The sequence below is a fragment of the Arthrobacter sp. B2060 genome, assembly GCF_059090445.1.
The window spans coordinates 852,957-874,929 of record NZ_JBNHFR010000001.1; the positions used below are offsets into that span (position 1 = coordinate 852,957).

Below are 21,973 nucleotides of genomic sequence, written 5' to 3' on the forward strand. Positions count from 1 at the left end.
CGGCACTCCGCAGCACGCAAAGGACCGCTTCCATGATTGAGGCACAAGGCCTGACAAAGGTCTACGGCAACAAAACCGCCGTCGACAGCGTCAACTTCACCGTCCAGGCCGGACGGGTCACCGGATTCCTGGGCCCCAACGGGGCCGGCAAATCGACCACCATGCGCATGATCATGGGGCTGGACAGGCCGACGGCGGGAACGGTCACCGTAAACGGTGAACCCTTCGCCCGGCACGCGGCTCCGCTGCGTGAGATCGGCGCCCTGCTGGACGCCAAGGCCGTCCATACGGGACGCTCGGCCTACAACCACCTGCTGGCGATGGCAGCCACCCACAGCATCCCCAAGAAACGCGTCCGCGAGGTCATCGAGATGACGGGCCTGGGCGACGTTGCCAAGAAGAAGGTCAAGGGTTTCTCCCTCGGCATGGGGCAGCGCCTCGGCATCGCCGCCGCGCTGCTGGGCGACCCGCAGACCATCATCCTGGACGAACCCGTCAACGGCCTCGACCCCGAAGGCGTCGTGTGGGTCCGGAACCTCGTCAGGTTCCTGGCCTCCGAGGGCCGCACGGTGTTCCTGTCCAGCCACCTCATGAGCGAGATGGCCCTGACGGCAGATCACCTGATCGTGATCGGACGCGGCAAGATCATCGCCGACGCACCCATCAAGGACATCATCACCGGCAACGGGCAGCGCAGGACCCGCGTCCGCACGGACCAGCCGGAGCAGCTCATGAACGTCCTCGCCGGAAATGGGGTTTCCATTGAAGTGCAGGACCACGAGCTCCTCGAGGTCAAAGGCCTGGATCCCCGCAGGATCGCACGCGCGGCGCTCGACAATCGCGTCATGATCTACGAACTCACTCCCCTGCAGGCCAGCCTGGAGGAGGCCTACATGGAACTGACCAAGGATGAGGTCGAATACCACTCGCTGATCACCACGGGGACCCCGGTTCCCGCCCAGCCCGGAGGCAACTAGAGCCATGAGCACATCAACCTTCGCCCAGCCCGGATCCGGCAGTGCCGGCCCCGTCAACAACGCCGCCCGTCCCGGACCCGGCCCCAGCTTCGTCCGCGTCCTGAACTCTGAATTCATCAAATTCCGCACCCTCCTCTCCACCCTGATCCTGCTCGCCTCAACCGCCGTGGTCATGGTGGGATTCGGAGCGCTCTCCGCGTGGGGAACCGGCCAGTTCGCTGATGCGGCGGCGTCCGATCCCCAGGCCGCGGAGGCCATTGCGGCCCAGGGCGGGGACCTGGCGGTCACCGTTCCCACGTCCGGCATTGCGTTCGCCCAGCTGATCCTCGGGTCACTGGGTGTGCTGCTGATGAGCTCGGAGTTCACGACCGGAATGGCACGTTCCACCTTCGCCGCCGTCCCCAAGCGGATTCCGGCGTTCGTCGCGAAACTCGTCGTCGTGATGGTCAGTGCTTTCCTCCTGACGGCCGTGTCGACGTATATTGCCGGCCTGGTATCTGTTCCGATCCTGGACAACTACGGACTCACACTGGACCTGGGCAGCTCGCAGTCCGTCAAGCTGCTGCTCGTCAACAGCGCGTACGTGGCGGCCGTGGCAGCCATCGGCATGGCAATGGGGACCCTGGTCCGCAACTCGGCCGGCGGCATCATGAGCCTGGTGGGACTGTTCTTCGTGGCCCCCATCGCCTTCCAGCTGATTCCCGGCGAGTTCTTCGAGGAAGCCCGCAAGTACCTGCCGGGCAACACCATCAATCCGATGACCGCCGTGGAGCACGTCCCGGAAACGCTCGAAGCCTGGCAGGCGGCCCTAGTGCTGGGCGCCTGGGTTGTGGTGCCGCTGGTCATCGCCATGGTCCTGCTGAAAAAACGTGATGTGTAGGCCCGCACCCGCCCTCCATCCATGACTGAAGCTGTTCCCGTGAGGGACGCGCCGGCCGGCCTGGCCGGCGCGTCCTTCGCCGAGATTTCCGCCCGGCGCCGCGGCCGTGTCCGCCGCTACCTGCACCGGCATCCGCGGCTCATGGATGCGGTGGTGACCGCCAGCTACCTGCTGCTCGTGACACCGACAATGGTTGATGCAGTGCGCGACGGCGGTTGGCTGGCGGCGGGCCTGCTCGTTGCCGTCGCACTGTCCCTGTTTTTCCGGCGGAGCCATCCGGTTGCCCTCGTCGCGTTTATCGCGCTGGTGGAAGTGGCCGTCACTTTGCTGCATCCCTGGGGCTCCAACGTTTCGGCAGGACTCTGGTTCTCGCTCTACGCAGTGGCCGTGGTGCACACCCGGCGCTTTGCGCTGGTCACCCTTGCCCTTGCGACCGCCCCGCTCGCGCTGCTGTACTTCTTCGCCACTGTGGGTCCGCTAGAGAGGCAACTGCCGGCCCATGCGGCGTCACCCGAAGAGTTTCAGGTGGTTTCCAGCATTGCCGCGGGAACGAGCATCGCGCTTTCCAACATCGTCGCCACCGGCATCGGGATCACGGTCCGCCAGCGCCGCGAACACGAACAGGAAGTCGCGGCGTGGGCTGCCCAGGCAGCCAGCCTGGGATCAGTCAATGAGCGGAACCGCATCGCACGGGAAATGCACGACATCGTGGCCCATTCGCTGACCGTCATGGTCACGTTGTCGGACGGGGCCGCCGTCGTGGTCGGGAAAAACCCTGACCGCGCCGCGGACGTGCTTGCCGAATTATCCAGGACCGGGCGGACAGCCCTGGCCGACATGCGACGGGTCCTCGGCGTCCTGCGCGACGACGGCTCAGCCGGGAAGGCGCCGCGCCAGCCGCTGGCCTCCGACAGCCTCGCTACGCTTCTCGAGGGCTTCCGTACGGCCGGCCTTCCTGTGCATTATTCCCATACCGGGCCTGCCCTGCCCCCGGACGCCGCCTTCCAGCTGACGGTCTACCGGATAGTGCAGGAGTCGCTGACCAACGTACTGCGCTACGGCCGGGCGCTGAGCCGCGTGGACGTCATGGTGCTGCGGGAGGGTTCCAAGGTCACTATCGAAGTGGTTGACGACGGCCGCGGCACAGCGGGAACCGCCGCCGGCAGCGCCGGAGCCGCCGGCACAGGCAGTCCGGGCAGCACATTGGGCAGCGGGCAGGGCCTGACCGGGATGAAGGAACGGGCGGGGATTTACGAGGGTACGGTGGAGGCGGGGCGGACCGCGAACGGCGGCTGGCGGGTGCGGGCCGTCCTGACGCTGAACGGCACCAAGGGGGAAGAATGAGTGAAACCGGACAGGTCCGGGTTCTGCTGGCGGATGACCAGCCACTGCTGCGGATGGGCTTCCGGCTCATTCTGGAGGGAGAAAACGGTTTCCACGTGGTGGGCGAGGCCTCCGACGGGGCCGACGCCGTCAGGCAGGTCAGCGAACTCGACCCGGACGTCGTGCTCATGGATGTGCGGATGCCGGTCCTTGACGGGATCGAGGCCACCCGCGCCATCACCGGCTCCGGTTCGCGGGCCAGGATCATCATTCTCACGACTTTCGACATCGACGAGTACGCCTTCGCCGGGCTGCAGGCCGGAGCATCGGCGTTCCTGCTCAAGGACGTTGCCCCGTCCGAGCTCGTCCAGGCCGTGCGGGTAGTGGCCAGCGGCGACGCCGTCGTGGCGCCGCGCGTCACGCAGCGCCTCCTGGAGATGTACGTCCGCGGCGGCGGTGCGGCTGCCCCGTCCGCCGCCGGTTCGCCTGCCCGCCGGGATCCGCTGCTGGAGGACCTCACTCCGCGGGAAACGGAAATGCTGGAGGCCATGGCCGAGGGACTGTCCAACGCTGAGATCGCGCACAGGTACTTCCTCTCGGAGGCCACGGTCAAGACCCACGTCCGGCGGATCCTCACGAAGCTGCACTTGCGGGACCGGGTCCAGGCAGTGGTCTACGCGTATGAGACGGGGCTCGTGACGCCCAGCAATCCGGACTACTGAGCCGGCTGTTTGGCCGTGAGTGCGCTGCGCTCACAGCTTCTCCACAGGATTGCCCTATCCCGGCCATAGCTGACTGGCGTTTCATGGATCCATGAGCACATCACGTACCCCGGCCGGGCAGCAGCTCCCGCACGAACCACATCCCAACCATGACCGCGGTCTCGAATTTGACCTTTCCACGCTCATGACCCGCCGCTCCCTGGGCTTGTTCTTCGGCGCCGGGACAGCTGCCGCGGCTTTGGCGGCGTGCACCCCGGGCGGATCCGGCTCCGGCCCTTCTTCCCCTGCCGGAACAACGTCTGCCGCCCCGGGGTCCACGGCGGGGACGACGGCGCCCGCGGCTTCTCCCACCGTGACCCGCGCTATCGCCGAGTGCGGTGTGGAGATTCCCAAGGAAACGGCCGGACCGTACCCGGGCGACGGGTCCAACGGGCCAAACGTCCTGGAAGCGTCCGGTGTGGTGCGGCAGGACATGACGTCCAGCTTCGGCACGTCCAGCACCAAGGCCGACGGCGTGCCGCTGACAGTCACGCTGACCCTGCTCGACAACGCCAACGGCTGCGTGCCCCTCGCCGGCGCAGCCGTCTACGCCTGGCACTGCGACCGCGAGGGCAGGTACTCCCTGTACGATTCCGGGCTGGAAAACGAGAACTACCTCCGCGCGGTGCAGGAGGCTGACGCCAACGGGCAGGTCACGTTCAAGACCATTTACCCGGGAGCCTACAACGGCCGTTGGCCGCATATCCATTTCGAAGTCTTCGAATCCATGAACAACGCCACGGCGGCCGGGCAGGTCCTGGCCGTCTCGCAGATCGCCATGACAGACGCTGCCTGCAAGGACGTCTACGCGTCCGCGGGATATGAAACCAGCGCACGGAACTTTCCCAACACCACGCTGCAGTCGGACAACGTCTTCGGTGATGACGGCGGCATCTACCAGCTGGCCACCATGTCAGGATCGGCATCGGCCGGGTACACCGCCGGCCTCAACGTCACCATCTAGGGCAGCGCTAGACTCGGAGCCATGCCTCTCCACTCCTCAGCCGCAGACCACATCCGGGACCTCGGCGACTACGTCAGCGCCTCGCCGTCGAGCTTCCATGCAGTCCACGAAGCGGCGCGACGGCTGGAGGAGGCAGGCTTCTCCGCGTTGGCCGAGCGGGAATCCTGGAATGAGGTGTCCGGCAAGTTCTACGTGATCCGGGACGGCGCCCTGATCGCATGGGTAACCCCGGAAGGCGCAGGCCCCACCACGGGATTCAACATCCTGGGCACGCACACGGACTCGCCGTCGTTCAAGCTCAAGCCCAAGCCGACCACCGGCAAGTTCGGCTGGCTGCAGGCGGGCGTGGAAATCTACGGCGGACCCCTGCTGAACTCATGGCTGGACCGTGAACTGCAGCTCGCCGGGCGCCTCGTTCTGCTGGACGGGACCCAGCATCTCACTGCCACGGGCCCGCTCCTGCGCTTTCCCCAGCTGGCCATCCACCTGGACCGGGCGGTGAACGAGGGCCTCACCCTGGACAAGCAGCAGCACATGAACCCGGTCTTCGGACTCGGAGACCCCGCCGGCGAGGACCTGCTGGGGCTCCTGGCCGAGCGCGTCACGGGCACCGGCCCTGTTGACCCTGCGCAGATCGGCGGATACGACGTCGTCGTTGCAGACACCCAGCCACCTGCGGTTTTCGGGGCGAAGAGTGAGTTTTTCGCCTCCGGCCGCCTGGACAACCTTTCGGCAACGCATGCCGGACTGGCCGCCCTTGCCGCGCACTCCTCGGCCAGCTCAAGCGGCACTCATGAAGGCGGAGCCGCCCCGATTGCGGTGCTGGCCGCCTTCGACCACGAGGAAATCGGCTCAGCGTCACGCTCGGGCGCCTCCGGACCGGTCCTCGAGGACATCCTGACCCGCATTTCCGACGGCCTCGGAGCCTCGGCAGGCCAGCGGCGGCAGGCGTTTGCGGCGTCGTTCTGCGTTTCCGCCGACGCCGGCCACGCGGTCCACCCGAACTATCCGGAACGCCACGATCCCGTCAACCGCCCCGTCCTGAACGGGGGGCCGCTGCTGAAGATCAACGCGAACCAGCGGTACGCCACGGACGCTGCGGGTGCGGCCCTCTGGGCGCGCCTCAGCGGTGAGGCTGGCGTCCCGTACCAGGAGTTCGTGTCCAACAACGTGATGCCATGTGGCTCCACAATCGGACCGCTGACGGCCACGCGGCTCGGCATCAGGACCGTGGACGTGGGCGTGCCCCTCCTGTCCATGCACTCCGCCAGGGAATTGTGCGGCGTGGAGGATCCATTTGGCCTTGCTAAGGTGGCACAGCGTTTCTTCGGGGCAGCGGCGTAGTTCTGCCTTCCGGGCGAACATTTCCGGTCCGTTACAAAAGTACACTCGGGTAAACTTTCGTTGTCTGCTAGTGCTTCAGCCTGGGAGTCTGCCCGGTTTGGCGGGGCGTAAACTGTGCGATTGCATAAGACTTCGCGGCCCGCAGCTCACTTAGTGTGAAACGCACCCTGTGGGACGCGGCACACGCCCCCTGCCGGCTCCGGCCTCCCACAGTAAAGACCTGACATCAACAAGAGGACGGCGCATCCATGCACGCTGACCAGCAGCTCTCGAAATCCCTGAAACCCCGGCACCTGTCCATGATCGCCATCGCAGGTGTCATTGGGGCAGGGCTGTTCGTGGGCTCCGGGGCCGCAATCCAGCAGGCAGGCCCGGGCATCCTGCTGGCGTACATGGCCGCGGGAATCGTGGTCATCCTGGTCATGCGCATGCTCGGCGAGATGGCCGCGGCCCATCCCGAGACCGGATCGTTCTCCACGTACGCCGACAAGGCACTTGGGCGGTGGGCGGGCTTCAGCATTGGCTGGCTCTACGCATGGTTCTGGATCATCGTGCTGGGAATCGAAGCCACTGCCGGCGCCGCCATCATGCACCGCTGGGTGCCCGGCATCGACCAGTGGGTCTGGGCACTGATCCTCATGGTGCTGCTCACCATCACCAACCTCGGTTCAGTGAAGTCCTACGGCGAGTTCGAGTTCTGGTTCGCCTCCATCAAGGTCGCCGCCATTGTCCTCTTCCTGGTCTTCGGCGTCGCGGCAATCCTCGGCCTTGTCCCGGGCGTTCCGGCCCCGGGGCTCAGCAACCTGGTGGACAACGGAGGCTTCCTGCCGAACGGGCCGGGCGCCGTGCTCGCCGGCATCCTCGTGGTGGTCTTCGCCTTTTTCGGCGCGGAGATCGCCACCATCGCTGCCGGCGAATCCGAGAATCCGGTCGATGCCGTCAAGAAGGCCGTCAAGTCCACCGTCTGGCGCATCCTGGTCTTCTACATCGGCTCGATTGCCATTGTCGTGACGCTGTTGCCGTGGAACTCGGCAAACGTTGCCAAGAGCCCGTACGTGGCCGTCATTGAACTGTTCGGGATCCCTGGTGCCGGCACCATCATGGACGTTGTGGTCCTGACCTCTGTGCTGTCGTGCCTGAACTCCGGCCTCTACACTGCCAGCCGCATGTTGTTCTCGCTTTCCCGCCGCGGCGACGCCCCCAAATCATGGATGAAGATCTCCTCGCGCGGCGTCCCGGCTGCAGCCGTGCTTGCCTCGACAGTGGTGGGCTTCATCACCGTAGGACTGAACTACATCGCCCCGGACACCGTGTTCCTGTTCCTGGTGAACACCTCCGGCGCGATCGCCCTGTTCGTCTGGCTGGTCATCTCCGCTTCCCAACTGATCCTCCGCAAGAGGATGGGTGCCGGCGCCAAGGATCTCGCACTGAAGATGTGGCTGTTCCCCTACCTGACCTGGCTGGCGATCGGCAGCATCGTCGCGCTCATCATCGGCATGGTGATCCTCGAATCCACGCGGGAGTCGCTCCTGCTGTCCACCGCCCTGGCCGCCGTAGTGGTGGGCGTCGGCGTCTGGCGCTACCGCAAGGGCGCTCCCGGTGCCGGACACGCCGCGGCGACCGCTCCAGAAGCGGAACCCGCCAAGGTGGGGGCAGGACCGGCGTCGTAGTTTCCGCCTGAATGAGGCTCCATCTCTGAAATGAACCGGTCCGCCCGGCGGGCCGCAACGGCACGCCGGGCGGGTCAGCCCTGTCTGGTCAGGCCTGGCGGGGCGCGAACATGATCAGCGCAACCCCGGCCAGGCACACGGCTGCGCCGACGAGGTCCCAGCGGTCCGGCCTGAAGCCATCCAGGATGACGCCCCAGAGCAGCGAACCCACGATGAACACCCCGCCGTAGGCAGCCAGGACGCGCCCGAAATTGGCATCGGGCTGGAAGGCGGCCATAAAGCCGTAGATTCCCAGGGCAATGACGCCGAGCCCGGCCCACCACCACGCCCTGTCTTCCCGCACCGCCTGCCAGATGAGCCAGGCTCCGCCGATTTCGGCGGCAGCGGCAAGGGCGAAAAGCAGAACCGACTTCAAAATCGTCATGGCTCCAGTATTTCGTTCTGTGGAACTTATCCACATCTGGCCGTCATATGACTGGCACCACGGCAGTTTTCCCTCTAGATTCACAGCGACACTCGGAGTCCGACAGAAAATTGGGGAAAATGTCGCATCAACCACCTGTTTCCGCGCACGCCGCGCCGCAACTGCCGCCGAACCAGCCGGGAACACCTCCGGAAGCTCTTCAGCCCGGACAGGCGCCGGAGTTCCTTCAGCCCGGAACGGCTCCCGAGCCGCCCCGGGGTTCCGCTGCCCTGGATATCGGCCGGCTCTGGGCAGGTGCCGCTGTCTCCCTAGCGTCCTACCTGGCTCTGTTGATCTTCAGCCTTGCCTTGCTGGTGCTCACGCTTGCCGGCATTGCCGCGAGCCAGGGCACCCTGGTCCCGGCGCTTGACGGAGCCCTGCCCGCGGAGGAAACGCCGGATGCCTGGTCACAGCTGGGCCAGCTCACAGCACAACTCGTGGCCATGGCGCACTTGGGCGCCGTCGATACTGTGGTCCAGGGTGCTGTGCCCTTCTTCGGAACGATCCGCGGGGACGGGATGGCCTATGTGGTTCCCGTGACGTTGCTGCTGGCCAGCGCGTTGTGTGTCTACTTCGGCAGCCGCGTCGCCGAACAGAGACTCCCCTCGGCTGGCAGGCCCCAGCTCCTCCTCCAGTCTGTTGTTACCGGTGTGGTCTATTCCCTGCTGGTCAATGGTGTGGCGGCAGCAGCCTCCATCCGGTATCCCGACACCGAAGCGTTCACTGTCGAGCCACTGTCCGCCGGCAATCCCTGGTCGGTTTTCGTGGCCTTCGTCATCGGCGCGGGGATGTCCGCGGCGGCCCGAAGCGGCGTCCTGGCCCGCCGCACCCCGCCCGCTCGTCCGACACGCGTTCTTGGCACACTGAACCTGCCCCTCGCGGCGGTTGCGTTCCATGCTTCCTGCTTTGCTGCCGTCGCCATTCCCGCTGCATGGATCACAGCCGCGGTGTCCGGGGGCTGGAGCGCCCTGCTGTCCGGTCCCCTGTGGATCGGCAACGCGGTGGGTTACGGCCTCGTGGCCGGGCATCTCGGAGGCCTGCGTGTACTCACGGAGACGTCACAGATCTTGGGCGGACGGGAGAGCCGGAGCGATGATCATCTGGTGTACGGGTTCGGAGCGGATGTGGCCGGCAGTGATGCGGCAGCCGGTGCCTGGGCCGCCCTGGCGCTGGCCTTGGCCTGCACGGTTGTTACAGGCATTGCTGTTCTGCTTCGCCGGGGGCGCGCGAGGGCCACCGATATTCTGTCGTGGATTCCTGTGCCCGCGGCGTTCCTTGTCCTGGGACTGCTGCTGATGCCGCTGCTCACCGCGCAGGCGGGTTTCGACGTCCCGGGACTCGCTTCTGGGCAGTTTCTTCTGGCCCCGGCCTGGTGGTCGCCTGCGGTCTTCCTGGGGTGGGGGCTGCTGGTGGAAGTGGTGGGCCGCTTCCTCGCCCCTTACCTGCTGCCTTTCGTGCCGGCCGGGCTGCAGCGGCTTGCCCGCGTGTTTCCGCCCCGGTCCGCAGAGGCCGCGGCAGCGCCCTCGGGGCCGGGCCAGGCCAGCCCGGAAGCGGCCGCTGGCACCGCGCCCGGGAGCAGTTACGGCTACGGTCCCGCCCCGGAATCCGGTCCCGCCCACGAGTCCGGCATGGCCCGGGAGCTTTCGGCCAAGGGAAAGAAGCGCGCGCTGGTGGCGCTGTCCGCTCTCGGAGCGGTCGTTGTGCTGGCCATCGGATCTGTTGTGGCGGTCAACGCGGTCAAGTCCGGTCCGGACCAGCTGGTGCGGGAATACGTTCAGGCCTTGGTGGACGGAGATGCCGAGAAGGCCCTGGGCATTCTGGATCCAGACATTCCCAACGAGGAGAGGGTCCTGCTGACCAACGAGGTCTTCCGGGCGGCCGGGAACCGGGTGGAGGGCTTCGAGGTGCTGTCAAGCAAGGTGTCCGGCGAGTCAGCGGTGGTGCACGTCGAGCTCAGGCAGGGCGGGCGGAAGCACGAGCAGGCGTTCAGCCTGCGCAAAAACCAGCCGGAACTCCTCGATGACAACTGGACGTTCGGCAGCACTCCGCTGCAGCGCGTCGCCGTCACCGCGGATGCCGCCGTGAAGTCCCTCTCAATCAACGGTGTCACCGTGCCGACAGGGCAGGAGAACGAAAACGCTTTCTCCACGTACTTCAGCGTTCCGGCTTTCCCGGGCTCGTACTCCGTCGGCCTTCCCGAAGATGAAAAGTACCTTGCGGCCGCCAAACAGGAAGTGCTGGTGGCCGTCGGCTCTGCGCCCCAGGCTGCGGAGGATGCGAAACTCACTGTGACGGCTTCGGAGCACCTCCAGGCCGAGACATCCCGCCAAGTGGACGCCGCCTTGGCCGCCTGCGCGAAATCCACGGAGATGGATCCGCAGGGCTGCCCGTTTTCGGGGTTTGCCTTCGGTGACGTCCGGAACGTGAAGTGGTCCATCACCTCCGAACCGGACTACACGATGCAACGGTCCTTCGACGGCACGTGGCGGCTCAGCGGCGCCACGCCTGGGGAAGCTTCCGTGACGTACGAGCGGAATGCGTCCTTCAGCAGGACCAGCCCCGAGTGGGAGAAGGAGACCGACCAGGTGGATTTCTACCTCCGTGGCAGCGTCTTGGTGGCGGCGGACACGGTGCAGGTAAAGCTCTCGCCGTTCTGACGTCCCGTTCACGGCAGCGGAGGCCGGAAGTGCGCTGGATTTCCAGGCGGTCCGGTTTTCCACATAGGAGTCTCCGCTGCTCCGGCCCGGGTCACTCGTGCGCTAGCCTCAAGGCAGCGCACGAATCGCGGAATTCCTCCCCGATGCACTAAGATAGTGAAGTCTGTGCTGCGTCCTGCCTCCAATTTGGGGAAGGGCATGCACAGCACCGCAAATGAACCTCCTGTTACGGAAATGCCGTAACCGCTTAGCCCAAAGGAGGTGGGTTCACATATGCGTCCTTACGAATTGATGGTAATCATCGACCCCGAGGTCGAAGAGCGTACCGTAGAGCCGTCGCTTCAGAAGTTCCTGAATGTCATCACCAACGATGGTGGAACCATCGAAAAGGTTGACATCTGGGGCCGCCGTCGCCTGGCTTACGACATCAAGAAGAAGTCCGAAGGTATCTACGCCGTGGTGAACTTCACCGCCAAGCCGGACACCGCCAAGGAACTTGACCGCCAGCTGAGTCTCAACGAGACCATCATGCGCACCAAGATCACCCGCCCCGAAGAGCAGAAGGTCGTTGCTGAGTAATTCAGCTCCCGGCTTTTATTCTTTACCCCGCAGGAACGAACAAGGAGGCAGTAGATGGCAGGCGAAACGACTATTACGGTCATCGGTAATCTCACCAATGACCCCGAGCTGAGGTTCACCCCGTCAGGTTCGGCAGTAGCGAACTTCACCATCGCTTCTACGCCCCGCACGTTCGACCGCCAGTCCAATGAGTGGAAGGACGGGGAAACCCTGTTCCTCCGCGCGTCGGTGTGGCGGGAAGCAGCCGAGAACGTTGCAGAATCCCTGACAAAGGGTATGCGCGTCATCGTTTCCGGCCGGCTGAAGAGCCGTTCCTACGAAACAAAAGAAGGCGAAAAGCGCACCGTTATCGAGCTCGAAGTCGATGAAATCGGCCCGAGCCTGCGCTACGCCAATGCCAAGGTCAACCGCACCCAGCGCTCCGGCGGTGGGGGTGCCGGAAACGGCGCGCAGGGCGGCTTCGGCGGCGGCAACAGCGGCGGTGGGTTCGGTGGCGGCCAGGGTGGAAACCAGGGCGGCAACACCGGAGGAACATGGGGCGGCAACCAGCCCGCAGCGCAGGAAGACCCTTGGGCAACGCCCGGGGTCAGTAACGCGGGCGGCGGCTGGGGCAACGGCCCGGATTCCGAACCTCCCTTCTAAAACAACACATTAAAGGCCCGACGCCGGGACCGCCCGGGTGCCTAAGGCACCGAGGTGCCTGCCGCCGTCGGACCACCACCATCCCGTGGATCAATATCCACGGGCTCCATAGAAAAGGAGCTCCACGATGGCTAAGGCTGAACTCCGTAAGCCCAAACCAAAGTCCAACCCCTTGAAGGCCGCTGACATCACCGTCATCGACTACAAGGACGTAGCATTGCTGCGCAAGTTCATCTCCGACCGCGGAAAGATCCGCGCCCGTCGCGTCACTGGCGTCACGGTGCAGGAACAGCGCAAGATCGCCCAGGCAATCAAGAACGCCCGCGAAGTTGCTCTGCTGCCTTACTCCGGCGCTGGCCGCGGCTAAGGAAGGGATTAACTAACATGGCAAAGCTCATTCTGACCCACGAAGTCACCGGTCTCGGTGCTGCAGGCGACGTCATCGAGGTCAAGGACGGTTACGCACGTAACTTCCTGCTGCCCCGCGGCTTCGCCCTGACCTGGACCAAGGGTGGCGAGAAGCAGGTTGAGTCCATCAAGGCTGCCCGCGTCGCCCGCGAGCACGCTTCCCTGGAAGATGCTCAGAAGCAGGCCTCCGCTCTGTCCGCCAAGCCGGTCAAGCTGGTCGTCAAGGCCGGCGAAAGCGGCCGGCTGTTCGGCACGGTCAAGCAGGCCGACGTCGCCGACGCTGTTGAGGCTGCTGGCCTTGGCCGCATCGACAAGCGCAAGGTTGAACTGCCGACGCACATCAAGTCGGTTGGTTCCTACCAGGCCAACGTCCGTCTGCACGACGACGTTGCCGCTGTGATCGAACTCGACGTAGTCGCAGGCAAGTAGTCTTTCCGGCCTCCCGCCTGATTGCTGCGCAGCCCTGAACTGCTGACGGCCCCCGCTGTCGGATTCCTCCGGGAATTTCGGCAGCGGGGGCTTTCGCGTTAAACCGACGACGTTCGAGCCAGTGACGACTAGGCCGCCGACAGGCTCAGGCGTGGTGGACCACGGTGGTGTAGTACGTGTAACCGGCGCTGATCAGGGCAGCAAGGGCATCTTCATCGACGTCCGCGAGCTTGTTGACGTAGACGCAGCCAGCGCCGACCTTGTGCTTGCCCAGCCGGGCGAGCAGTTCAGCCGCCTCCGGCGCGGCGCTCAGGCCATAGAGGGACAGGCTGGCCTTCCGCGGCGAGAAGCCCACCGCCGCCGCGTCCCCTTCGCGCCCGCTGTCGTACTTGTAGTGGTACCGGCCAAATCCCACGATGGACGGACCCCACATCTCTGGTTCCTCGCCCGTGAGCTCGGCCATGAGTTCGCGGAGCCGGAGTGCATCCTGGCGCCGGACAGGGTGTTCCACGGCTGCCAGGAATTCGTCCGCCGAGGCACCCGTCACTTGTGTCTTGTTTTCTGCCATGGACGCAGTGTACGTCCATCGCCATGGGGGCTGGCTGGTAGCCTGCTCCGGTGACCCCAGAAACCGGAACAGCCGTCCGCCGTCGTCCTTTTGCCCAGGTGGACGTCTTCACCCGCGAGCCGTACCGGGGAAATCCCCTCGCCGTCGTGATGGACGCCGACGAGCTCACCGCTGAACTCATGCAGCGGTTCGCGAACTGGACCAACCTGTCGGAAACCACGTTCCTGCTGAAGCCCACGGTGCCGGAGGCCGATTACCGGGTCCGCATCTTTACGGGCAGCGAGGAATTCCCGTTTGCCGGCCACCCCACGCTTGGCTCCGCCCACGCCTGGCTGGACTCCGGCGGCGTGCCTCAGCAGAGCGGGGTGCTGGTCCAGGAATGCGGAGCGGGGCTGGTGCGGGTCAGATACGACGGCGGCAGGCTGGCTTTCGCCGCTCCGCCCCTGACGCGGTCAGGACCCGTAGTTGAGCAGGACCTGCAGCGGATCGCTGCGGGCCTCGGGCTGCCGCGGGAGGCGCTGCTGGATGCCTCCTGGCTCGTCAACGGCCCCGAGTGGATCGGCGTGCTGCTGGAGTCCGCTGAGCAGGTATTGGCACTAAGACCCGACTACGCCGCCATGGAGGGGCTCACCGTTGGCGTCATAGGCCCGTATGAGGAGGGAGCCCCCGCCACCTTCGAGGTCCGCACCTTCATACCCGGGGCTGCTGCCCCCGAGGACCCCGTGACGGGAAGCTTCAATGCCGGCGCGGCGCAGTGGCTGATCGGCACGGGGCGTGCACCAGCGTCGTACGTTGCCTCCCAGGGCACCGTGCTGGGACGGAAGGGGCGCATCCACATTGAATACGACGGGGACGACGTCTGGGTTGGCGGGAATGCCGTGACCTGCATCCGGGGAGCCGTCGATCTCTGAGCCGGAATAAACACCGGACCCGCCCGGTTGGACACATTAGATGCAAACGCATGTACCGTGAAGACGGTCCGACCCTGAGGAGACCACTGTGGAGACCCGCCGCATTACCGTTCTGTCCGCCGGCCTGGGAGTACCGTCGTCGAGCAGGCTGCTGGCCGACCAGTTGGCAGACGAGGCGCGCCGGAAGCTTTCGGCGGCCGGCTACGAGGTCACGGTCGATGTGGTGGAACTCCGTGACCTGGCCGTGGACGTGGCCAACAACTTCGTCACGGGCTACGCGGGCCCCCGCCTCGCCGAGGTCATCGCAGGAGTGGAGGCCTCGGACGGCATCATCGCCGTGACGCCCGTCTTCAGCGCGTCGTACAGCGGGCTCTTCAAGTCCTTCATCGATGTGCTCGATCCCAAGTCGCTCGATGGAAAGGCCGTGCTGCTGGGGGCCACCGGCGGAACCGACCGGCACCAGATGGTGCTCGACTACGCCATGCGCCCGCTCTTCAGCTACCTGCGCGCCCGCGTGGCCGCGACGGCCGTCTTCGCCGGCCCCCAGGACTGGGGAAACACGGACGACGGCGGAAATCCCCTTTCGGCCCGCATCGGGCGTGCGGCGGATGAGTTTTACCGCCTTCTCGACGGCGTACAGCCGGGCAGGAAGCAGCCGCCGCTGGAGTCCCTGCCGTTTGAACAGCTGCTGGCCGGAATCAGCACCGGACGCTAGGGCCGGGCCGGCGAACTATTCCCGGCACCCGCTCGTTGTGGGGGACATGAAATGTCCTGTGGATTCTGTTGACCTGATCATGAGCGAACGCAGCGGTGTGGAGATTGACTACTGTCCCCAGTGCCGAGGTGTATGGCTTGACCGCGGCGAGCTGGACAAGATCATTGACCGTGCGGACTCCTTCGCCGGTGCCGCGGCGGCATCTCCCCCGCCCGCGCCGCCGGCGCCGGGCATGGTCCCGCCTCCCCTGTATCCGAACCCGGACCTGCGGCGGGAGCAGCCGCGCTACGACAAGCCGCGGTACGACGACCGCAGCTACGGCAAGGGCTACGACCGCGACCACGACCGGCGCCGGCCGAAGAAGAAGGAGGGCTGGCTGGGCGAGCTCTTCGACTTCTGACGGGCGCCCTACTGACCGGTCAGGCAGCACGGGCTAGTCATCCAGCAGACGCTAGTCATCCAGCAGGGCGATGAATTCACGCGCCTGCTTCATGGTGATGTCCGAATGCTTCGTGAGGGCGGTGGCGGCAGCCTCGGTGTTGCCACTTTTGGCCAAGGTGCGGATGCGGCCGTAAATCTCGTCATTGAGCATGTTGCTGCTGACTTCGCGTGTGACGTCGCCCTTGCTGGCGATCGCCCGGTACCGGTAGGGGAACCGCTGGGGAGGTTCGTCGTCAGGGTCCGGTTCAGTGGCCGCCGCCGGCTCGGCACGGTAAGGCTGCGGGTGGGCGGCCAGCGCGGCAACGGCATCCCGGGAGGCACGCAGCCCAAGTCCGGAAACCTCGTAGTAGAGCTTGATCGCGGCCATCGCCTGGCCCTGGGCAATCAGGGCATAGAGCCTGCGGTGCTCGTCCTCGGAAAGCCTGGCAGCAGCCATCCTGGCCAGCTCAGCGGACTCCGGCGGCGCCTGGGCGGGACCGTCGGCAGGCTTCTGCCGACGGTTCCATGCGCGAGCGGCCAGGGTCACGGCGACGGTGACGGCCACGAGGATCAGGAGGGGGATCACAAGCGATTCCATGGTTCTAAAGCCGATCTACATATTGCTTGGCGGTTAAGAGGTCCGAACGGGTTGCTTGGCGCAGGAGCCTGATTGCCTGGACTTTCTGCCCGTTACGCACCATTGACTGCAGCTGGAGAGCCAGCTGTGGGTCCAGCTGGCCGCCCGGCAAAGCTGCCCCGCGGTAGGCCTGGGCCAGGACCGCCTCCCGGGCGTGATCCTGCTGCTGCGTATGTTGCTGTTCGTTCTGGCTGGGACGTGTGGCCGCGTCCACCAGGGCACGCGCCGCGGTGGCAGCCTGGACTTGGGCGGCATAGTGGGCCTGTGACCGCATGGCCAGGTCCAACTGATAGCGTTCCGCCTCCGACATTCCGGAATTGCGCGGCCTCAGCGCGGTGGACAGGGCCCACAGGACCGCACCGAGAACGAGGACAGGCAGTATGACTATCAATGCGTCGCCCATATCTAGAGCTTAGGCCAGTTACGCGTTGTCCACAGCATATGCAGGTATGCGTATGCGGCTTCCCAAAGCGAGCCGCGCTGGGCGCTTGTCGCGCGGAGGAGCGGGAGCTGCGCGGCATCCGCTGCCTAAGGCCAGCGAGATTGATCACATCGCGGGCATATTCAACGCCGAAAACCGTGAATCTACCGGCCGGTATCCCCAGCGCAAGGGTTGAGCCTGTGGATGAAGGTTCAGGAAAAGAATTTTGAGTCCACAGGCTGCGAAGAACGTTTCTGCAGGTCAGAGGCCATATTTGGGTGAAAGAAATTTAGTATCCACAGCTTCGCCCACAGACTGTGCACAAGCAGGGAGGCATTGTGCACAGGTTATCCACAGACGTGCAAAACCTGCCGCTTTGTGCGTTGCCCGGCGGGCGCTAACGTAGCGGAGACACCGATTCAGGACATGCGGGCCACAACAGTCAACCGGATCTGGGGGCTCCTTTCCAGGGCCTCCGTTGATGGGCTATGCCCTGTGGAAAACCTGTGGATGAGGCGTCGCCCTGGACTCGCGGCCTCCGCGGAAATTGTCGGGGCCGGCTGGTAGAAGTTGCCTTAGCCGGCGCAGCAGCTTCCACGGCGGGGCGCATCCAAACGGCACAGGCAGACTTGCCGCAGGCCTCGTGAGGGACTGCGGACACTATGGAGGACGGCAGTTTTGTCAGTTACGCACCTGGACTCAATCGAGGGCACCCGCACCGAGGGCAGCCGCAAGCCTCCGCAGGATATTCCGGCCGAGCAGTCCGTCCTGGGCGGCATGATGCTCTCCAAGGACGCCATTGCTGACGTCGTGGAGATCCTCCGGGGCCAGGACTTCTACCGTCCCGCCCACGAGACCATCTACGAGGCCGTGATTGACCTCTATGGCCGTGGTGAACCCGCCGATGCGGTGACTGTTTCGGACGAACTGACCAAACGTGGCGAGATCAACAGGATTGGCGGGCCCGCCTACCTGCACGAGCTCATCCAGACAGTCCCTACGGCAGCCAACGCCGGCTACTACGCCGAAATCGTGGCCGAGCGCGCCGTCCTCAGGCGGCTGGTCAACGCAGGAACCAAGATCGTGCAGCTTGGTTACGGCCAGGACGGCGAAGTCGAAGACCTCGTCAACCAGGCCCAAGCGGAGGTCTATGCCGTGGCCGAGCGCCGGACCGCGGAAGACTACGTGGTCCTGAAGGACGTCATGGAGTCCACCGTGGACGAGATTGAGGCCTCCGGCCACCGCGGGGAAGGCATGGTGGGCGTTCCAACCGGCTTCTACGAGCTGGACGAACTGACGCACGGTCTTCACCCGGGCCAGATGATCGTCATTGCGGCGCGCCCCGCCGTGGGCAAGTCCACCTTCGCCCTCGACTTCGCCCGGTCCGCAGCCATCAAGAACAATCTCGCGACTGTTATGTTCTCCCTGGAAATGGGCCGGAACGAGATCGCCATGAGGCTCTTGTCGGCCGAGGCCACCATCGGCCTTCAGGACCTCCGCAAGGGCACCATCAAGGATGAGCAGTGGTCCAAGATCGCTACCACCATGGGCCGCATGAATGATGCCCCGCTGTTCATCGACGACAGCCCAAATATGTCACTGATGGAAATCCGCGCCAAGTGCCGCCGCCTGAAGCAGCAGCACGACCTGAAACTCGTGATCCTTGACTACCTGCAGCTTATGAGTTCCGGCAAGAAGGTGGAGTCGCGCCAGCAGGAAGTGTCTGAGTTCTCCCGTGCCCTCAAACTGCTGGCCAAAGAACTGCAGGTCCCGGTCATTGCCCTGTCCCAGCTGAACCGTGGTTCCGAGCAGCGCCAGGACAAGAGGCCCATGGTCTCGGACCTCCGGGAATCCGGATCAATCGAGCAGGATGCCGACATGGTCATTCTGCTGCACCGCGAGGATGTCTACGACAAGGAGTCGCCGCGTGCCGGCGAAGCGGACATCCTTGTCGCCAAGCACCGTAACGGCCCCACCAAGGACATCGTGGTTGCCTTCCAGGGCCACTACTCCCGCTTCGCCAACATGGCCGCGGACGCCGGAGGCGGCGGCTTCTAACCGGCGCTTCTAACCGGCGGCTTGCTGCCCCGCCTGCAGCAGGTGGTTGGGAAGCCGGTTCCCCGGCGCGGCTGCGCGGATTTCCAGGAGGTGCCGGGCATGGGAGTGGAGGCGCTTGTCCTCGTCTGAAACCGGCACCCACTGGGGAATCGGAACCGACGTGCCCTCGGCGTCCCGGGCAACCATGACCGTGAGGCAGTACGTGGTCAGGTTCAGCTCACCGCCTTTGGGGTCCCCGGAGCGGACATGTACCGCCACGTGCATGCTTTTGGCGCCTGTGTAGACGAGCCGCGCCTCCACCTCCACCACGTGCCCGATCAGGAGCGGGCGGTAGAACCGGACGCCGCCGGAAAACACCGCCACGGTGTCCTTGCCGCAGTAGCGCGATGCGCAGACGTACGCCGCCTCGTCGATCCACTTCATGACGATGCCGCCGTGGACCTTTCCGCCCCAGTTGACGTCCGTGGGCGCTGCCATGAAGCGGAGCACTACGCGTTCGGCAGTGCCGGCGTCGGTATATTCCTGGGCGTTCATAGCTTCCACGATCTGTTCCCGGATCCGGATGCGGGCCAAGGCGTGGTCTCGCTGTTCCAGCTCCTCGGGGGTGGAGGGCTCAAACTGCTGCACCGGGACAGGCCTGCCGTCCTCGCCCACGGCCACAAAGATCACCATGCACTGGCTGCGCATCGTAGCGGCCCCGCCCTTGGGGTCTCCGGAGGACACCACGGTGCGGATGTGCATGGAGGAGCGGCCTGTGTAAACGATGGTGGCGGTGACTTCCACCATGTCCCCGCTGTTGACCGGGTCCGCGAAGTGGATGTTCCCCACATAGGCAGTGACGCAATAGGACTTGGACCACCCGACAGCGGCTGCGTACGCAGCCTTGTCCACCCATTCCAGGACGGTGCCGGCATCCACGGAGCCGCTGTGGCCGACGTCGGTGGGAGCGGCCAGGAAGCGGAGGGTGACGGAATTGGCGGGGCGTTCGCTCATGCTGTGAGTTTATGGCCAAGCGGCGAACTGGCCCAACGAAAACGGCGGCTGAGCACCAAAGGTGCACAGCCGCCGTCGTCCGCTTGTACCGGAAGACTGCCCGGTGGGAAGGCTAGGCGAGGACGCCCAGCTTGGAGCCCGGCCGGCCGAAGAGGGCGCGGTCCACGGAGAGGCGGCCTGCTCCGGTCAGGGCAACAGCAAGGCCGGCGGCGGCCAGCAGGAGGACCAGTTCGTAGCCGCCATTCGTGGCGAAGACGCCGGCCGGAGCGTGCACCAGGAAGAAGGCGCCGAGCATGTTCAGCGCCAGGAGGGCGGAAAAGACGCGGGCCAGCACGCCGAGGATCAAAGCGATGCCGCCGACCAGCTCAAGCGTGGCGACGATGGGGGCCACCGCCTCAGCTGCGGGAACGCCCATCTTCGCGAAGGCTGCCTGGGTGCCTGCGATGGTGAATTCGTTGAACTTCTGCCAGCCGTGTGCAGCAAACAGGAAACCTGCAACAACGCGCAGGACGGTCAATGCGGTAGTGGTCAGGGTGGACTGGTTCATGGAGGTTACCGTTCGGGTCGGTTGCAATCGGTCTTGTGGTCGGACGACGGTCGCCGCCTGATGCTTCCATTCCACTGTCGCGCACAATGGTTGAAGAGTCAACCAATTGTGACGATCCGCACGCTTCCAGATGTATGAGCACGCCGAGTGAATGCCCCGCGAAGGGACTGCCCGTCGGGCGGGCGGCTAGGCTAAAACCGTGCCTGATTCCCCTGCCGCCGCCGTGCCGGCTGTGAAGCCTGCGAGCCATGCCCGGGACATCCTGCGCCTCGCCGTTCCGGCTTTCGGCGCGTTGATCGCCGAGCCGCTCTTCCTGCTGGCTGACTCCGCCATCGTTGGCCACCTGGGCGTGGCCCAGCTCGCCGGCGTCGGACTGGCATCCGCGGTGCTGCACACGGCGGTTGGCCTGATGGTATTCCTCGCCTACTCCACCACACCCGCAGTGGCGCGGGCTGTGGGCGACGGCCAGTTCGCCAGGGCCCTCGCCGCCGGACGCGACGGCGTCTGGCTCGCCCTGCTGCTCGGTGTCGTGCTGGCCGCGGCGGGTTGGTTTGCAGCGGAGCCCCTGGTGGGCCTGATGGGCGCCGGCGGCGACGTCCGCTCCTTCGCTGTGGACTACCTGCGCTGGTCCATGCCCGGGTTGGTGGCCATGCTCCTGATCTTCGCCGGAACAGGCGTGCTGCGGGGTCTGCAGGACACGCGGACCCCGCTGGTGGTGGCCACCGCGGGCTTCACCGTGAACATCGTGCTCAACGTAGTGCTGGTCTACGGGCTGAACTGGTCCGTGACCGGATCGGCTGTAGGCACGAGCATCGCCCAGTGGGCCATGGCAGCCGTCTACTTGGTGATGGTGCAGCGCAACGCCCGGCGCCACGGCGTTTCCCTCCTGCCCGACTGGCATGGGATCCGGGCGCTGAGCAAGGTGGGCTCCTGGCTGATGCTCCGGACCCTCAGTCTGCGGATCGGCATCCTGGCCACGGTGCTGGTGGTCACCGGCCAGGGTGCGGTAAACCTCGCCGCGCACCAGTTGGCCATGACCATGTTCACCTTCTTTGCCTTTGCGCTGGATGCCCTGGCGATCGCTGCCCAGGCCCTCATCGGCAAGGAGTTGGGCGCCTCCAATCCGGAGAAGGCGCGGCTGCTGACCCGCACCATGATCCGCTGGGGCACAGGTTTTGGCGTGGTGACGGGAGTGCTGCTCGCGGTTGCGGCGCCCTTCACGGGCGCGCTGTTCACCTCCGACGCCGGTGTGCAGTCCGTGCTGACGCTCGCGCTCTGGGTGCTGGCCGCCGGGCAGCCGATCGCCGGATACGTATTCGTCCTTGACGGCGTCCTGATCGGAGCGGGTGACGCGAAGTACCTGGCGCTTGCCGGCCTCGTGAACCTGGCGGTGTACCTGCCGCTGCTCATTGCGGTCCCGCTCACCGGGACAACCGGCGCGGCGGCACTCGTGTGGGTGTGGGTTGCCTTTTCGCTGGGCTACATGCTGGCCCGCGCAGTGACCCTGGGACTCAGGGCGCGGACGGACCGCTGGATGGTGCTCGGCTCCTGAATCCGGCTGTCCCGAATTGAGGGAAGTGCAGAATTCGACGACGCAGGCGGCGGC

Annotated in this window: 23 protein-coding genes; 17 read left to right on the forward strand and 6 right to left on the reverse strand. The window is 65.5% G+C overall.

Annotation, left to right across the window (positions count from 1 at the left end):
* Positions 1-32: 32 nt before the first annotated feature.
* From AC5RUM_RS04010 to AC5RUM_RS04040, 7 genes are all read left to right on the forward strand, one after another.
* On the forward strand, positions 33-977 hold the full coding sequence (locus AC5RUM_RS04010) for an ABC transporter ATP-binding protein (protein ID WP_494033707.1): 945 nt from the start codon (positions 33-35) through the stop codon (positions 975-977).
* 4 nt (positions 978-981) lie between these two features.
* Complete coding sequence (locus AC5RUM_RS04015; protein WP_494033708.1) at positions 982-1,857, forward strand: ABC-2 transporter permease; 876 nt, start codon at positions 982-984, stop codon at positions 1,855-1,857.
* Between the two features lie 21 nt (positions 1,858-1,878).
* A complete protein-coding gene (locus AC5RUM_RS04020; RefSeq protein WP_494033709.1) occupies positions 1,879-3,201 on the forward strand; it encodes a sensor histidine kinase in 1,323 nt (440 codons plus the stop codon).
* Positions 3,198-3,902: a response regulator gene (locus tag AC5RUM_RS04025; protein WP_494033710.1), complete on the forward strand. Its 705-nt coding sequence runs from the start codon at positions 3,198-3,200 to the stop codon at positions 3,900-3,902. The genes AC5RUM_RS04020 and AC5RUM_RS04025 overlap by 4 nt, the downstream gene beginning before the upstream one ends.
* Positions 3,903-3,993: 91 nt before the next feature.
* The gene (locus tag AC5RUM_RS04030; RefSeq protein WP_494033711.1) at positions 3,994-4,905 is read left to right on the forward strand and encodes an intradiol ring-cleavage dioxygenase; all 912 of its coding nucleotides are present in this window, start codon (positions 3,994-3,996) and stop codon (positions 4,903-4,905) included.
* 21 nt (positions 4,906-4,926) lie between these two features.
* Positions 4,927-6,249: a M18 family aminopeptidase gene (locus AC5RUM_RS04035; RefSeq protein WP_494033712.1), complete on the forward strand. Its 1,323-nt coding sequence runs from the start codon at positions 4,927-4,929 to the stop codon at positions 6,247-6,249.
* A gap of 248 nt (positions 6,250-6,497) precedes the next feature.
* Entirely contained in the window at positions 6,498-7,919 is a 1,422-nt protein-coding gene (locus tag AC5RUM_RS04040; RefSeq protein ID WP_494033713.1) for an amino acid permease, read from the forward strand.
* An 88-nt stretch (positions 7,920-8,007) separates the two neighbouring features.
* Here AC5RUM_RS04040 and AC5RUM_RS04045 read toward each other — a convergent pair whose 3' ends face one another.
* Positions 8,008-8,343, reverse strand: coding sequence for a YnfA family protein (locus tag AC5RUM_RS04045; protein WP_494033714.1), 336 nt, complete (start codon positions 8,341-8,343; stop codon positions 8,008-8,010).
* 119 nt (positions 8,344-8,462) lie between these two features.
* Between AC5RUM_RS04045 and AC5RUM_RS04050 the strand changes: the two genes are divergently transcribed.
* From AC5RUM_RS04050 to rplI, 5 genes are all read left to right on the forward strand, one after another.
* Positions 8,463-11,039, forward strand: a complete 2,577-nt coding sequence (locus tag AC5RUM_RS04050; protein ID WP_494033715.1) for a Bax inhibitor 1 family protein — start codon at positions 8,463-8,465, stop codon at positions 11,037-11,039.
* Positions 11,040-11,312: 273 nt separating this feature from the next.
* A complete protein-coding gene (rpsF, locus tag AC5RUM_RS04055; protein ID WP_050683795.1) occupies positions 11,313-11,618 on the forward strand; it encodes a 30S ribosomal protein S6 in 306 nt (101 codons plus the stop codon).
* Positions 11,619-11,672: 54 nt separating this feature from the next.
* On the forward strand, positions 11,673-12,260 hold the full coding sequence (locus AC5RUM_RS04060; protein ID WP_494033716.1) for a single-stranded DNA-binding protein: 588 nt from the start codon (positions 11,673-11,675) through the stop codon (positions 12,258-12,260).
* A 127-nt stretch (positions 12,261-12,387) separates the two neighbouring features.
* Positions 12,388-12,627, forward strand: a complete 240-nt coding sequence (gene rpsR, locus AC5RUM_RS04065; protein ID WP_003800144.1) for a 30S ribosomal protein S18 — start codon at positions 12,388-12,390, stop codon at positions 12,625-12,627.
* A gap of 17 nt (positions 12,628-12,644) precedes the next feature.
* Positions 12,645-13,097: a 50S ribosomal protein L9 gene (gene rplI, locus AC5RUM_RS04070; RefSeq protein ID WP_400576855.1), complete on the forward strand. Its 453-nt coding sequence runs from the start codon at positions 12,645-12,647 to the stop codon at positions 13,095-13,097.
* A 145-nt stretch (positions 13,098-13,242) separates the two neighbouring features.
* Here rplI and AC5RUM_RS04075 read toward each other — a convergent pair whose 3' ends face one another.
* Entirely contained in the window at positions 13,243-13,665 is a 423-nt protein-coding gene (locus tag AC5RUM_RS04075) for a DUF1801 domain-containing protein (protein WP_494033717.1), read from the reverse strand.
* 50 nt (positions 13,666-13,715) lie between these two features.
* Here AC5RUM_RS04075 and AC5RUM_RS04080 point away from each other — a divergent pair, with 50 nt between their 5' ends.
* The 3 genes from AC5RUM_RS04080 (at position 13,716) to AC5RUM_RS04090 (ending at position 15,691) form a co-directional block, all read left to right on the forward strand.
* Positions 13,716-14,576, forward strand: coding sequence for a PhzF family phenazine biosynthesis protein (locus AC5RUM_RS04080; RefSeq protein WP_494033718.1), 861 nt, complete (start codon positions 13,716-13,718; stop codon positions 14,574-14,576).
* Positions 14,577-14,664: 88 nt separating this feature from the next.
* Complete coding sequence (locus AC5RUM_RS04085; RefSeq protein ID WP_494033719.1) at positions 14,665-15,291, forward strand: FMN reductase; 627 nt, start codon at positions 14,665-14,667, stop codon at positions 15,289-15,291.
* 46 nt (positions 15,292-15,337) lie between these two features.
* Positions 15,338-15,691 (forward strand): TFIIB-type zinc ribbon-containing protein, encoded by a 354-nt coding sequence (locus tag AC5RUM_RS04090; RefSeq protein ID WP_494033720.1) that lies wholly within the window; start codon positions 15,338-15,340, stop codon positions 15,689-15,691.
* Positions 15,692-15,742: 51 nt separating this feature from the next.
* Here the strand turns inward: AC5RUM_RS04090 and AC5RUM_RS04095 are convergent, their stop codons facing one another.
* The gene (locus AC5RUM_RS04095; RefSeq protein WP_494033721.1) at positions 15,743-16,309 is read right to left on the reverse strand and encodes a hypothetical protein; all 567 of its coding nucleotides are present in this window, start codon (positions 16,307-16,309) and stop codon (positions 15,743-15,745) included.
* Positions 16,310-16,313: 4 nt separating this feature from the next.
* Positions 16,314-16,751 carry a hypothetical protein gene (locus AC5RUM_RS04100; protein WP_494033722.1) on the reverse strand — a complete coding sequence of 146 codons (438 nt, stop codon included), beginning with the start codon at positions 16,749-16,751 and terminating at the stop codon, positions 16,314-16,316.
* Positions 16,752-17,447: 696 nt separating this feature from the next.
* On the opposite strand from AC5RUM_RS04100, the gene dnaB reads away from it, so the two are divergent.
* Positions 17,448-18,827 (forward strand): replicative DNA helicase, encoded by a 1,380-nt coding sequence (gene dnaB, locus AC5RUM_RS04105; RefSeq protein ID WP_400576841.1) that lies wholly within the window; start codon positions 17,448-17,450, stop codon positions 18,825-18,827.
* A gap of 9 nt (positions 18,828-18,836) precedes the next feature.
* Here dnaB and AC5RUM_RS04110 read toward each other — a convergent pair whose 3' ends face one another.
* Complete coding sequence (locus AC5RUM_RS04110) at positions 18,837-19,820, reverse strand: acyl-CoA thioesterase (protein ID WP_494033723.1); 984 nt, start codon at positions 19,818-19,820, stop codon at positions 18,837-18,839.
* 112 nt (positions 19,821-19,932) lie between these two features.
* Positions 19,933-20,367: a DoxX family protein gene (locus tag AC5RUM_RS04115; protein WP_494033724.1), complete on the reverse strand. Its 435-nt coding sequence runs from the start codon at positions 20,365-20,367 to the stop codon at positions 19,933-19,935.
* A 199-nt stretch (positions 20,368-20,566) separates the two neighbouring features.
* On the opposite strand from AC5RUM_RS04115, the gene AC5RUM_RS04120 reads away from it, so the two are divergent.
* Positions 20,567-21,919 (forward strand): MATE family efflux transporter, encoded by a 1,353-nt coding sequence (locus tag AC5RUM_RS04120; RefSeq protein ID WP_494033725.1) that lies wholly within the window; start codon positions 20,567-20,569, stop codon positions 21,917-21,919.
* Positions 21,920-21,973: the final 54 nt, after the last annotated feature.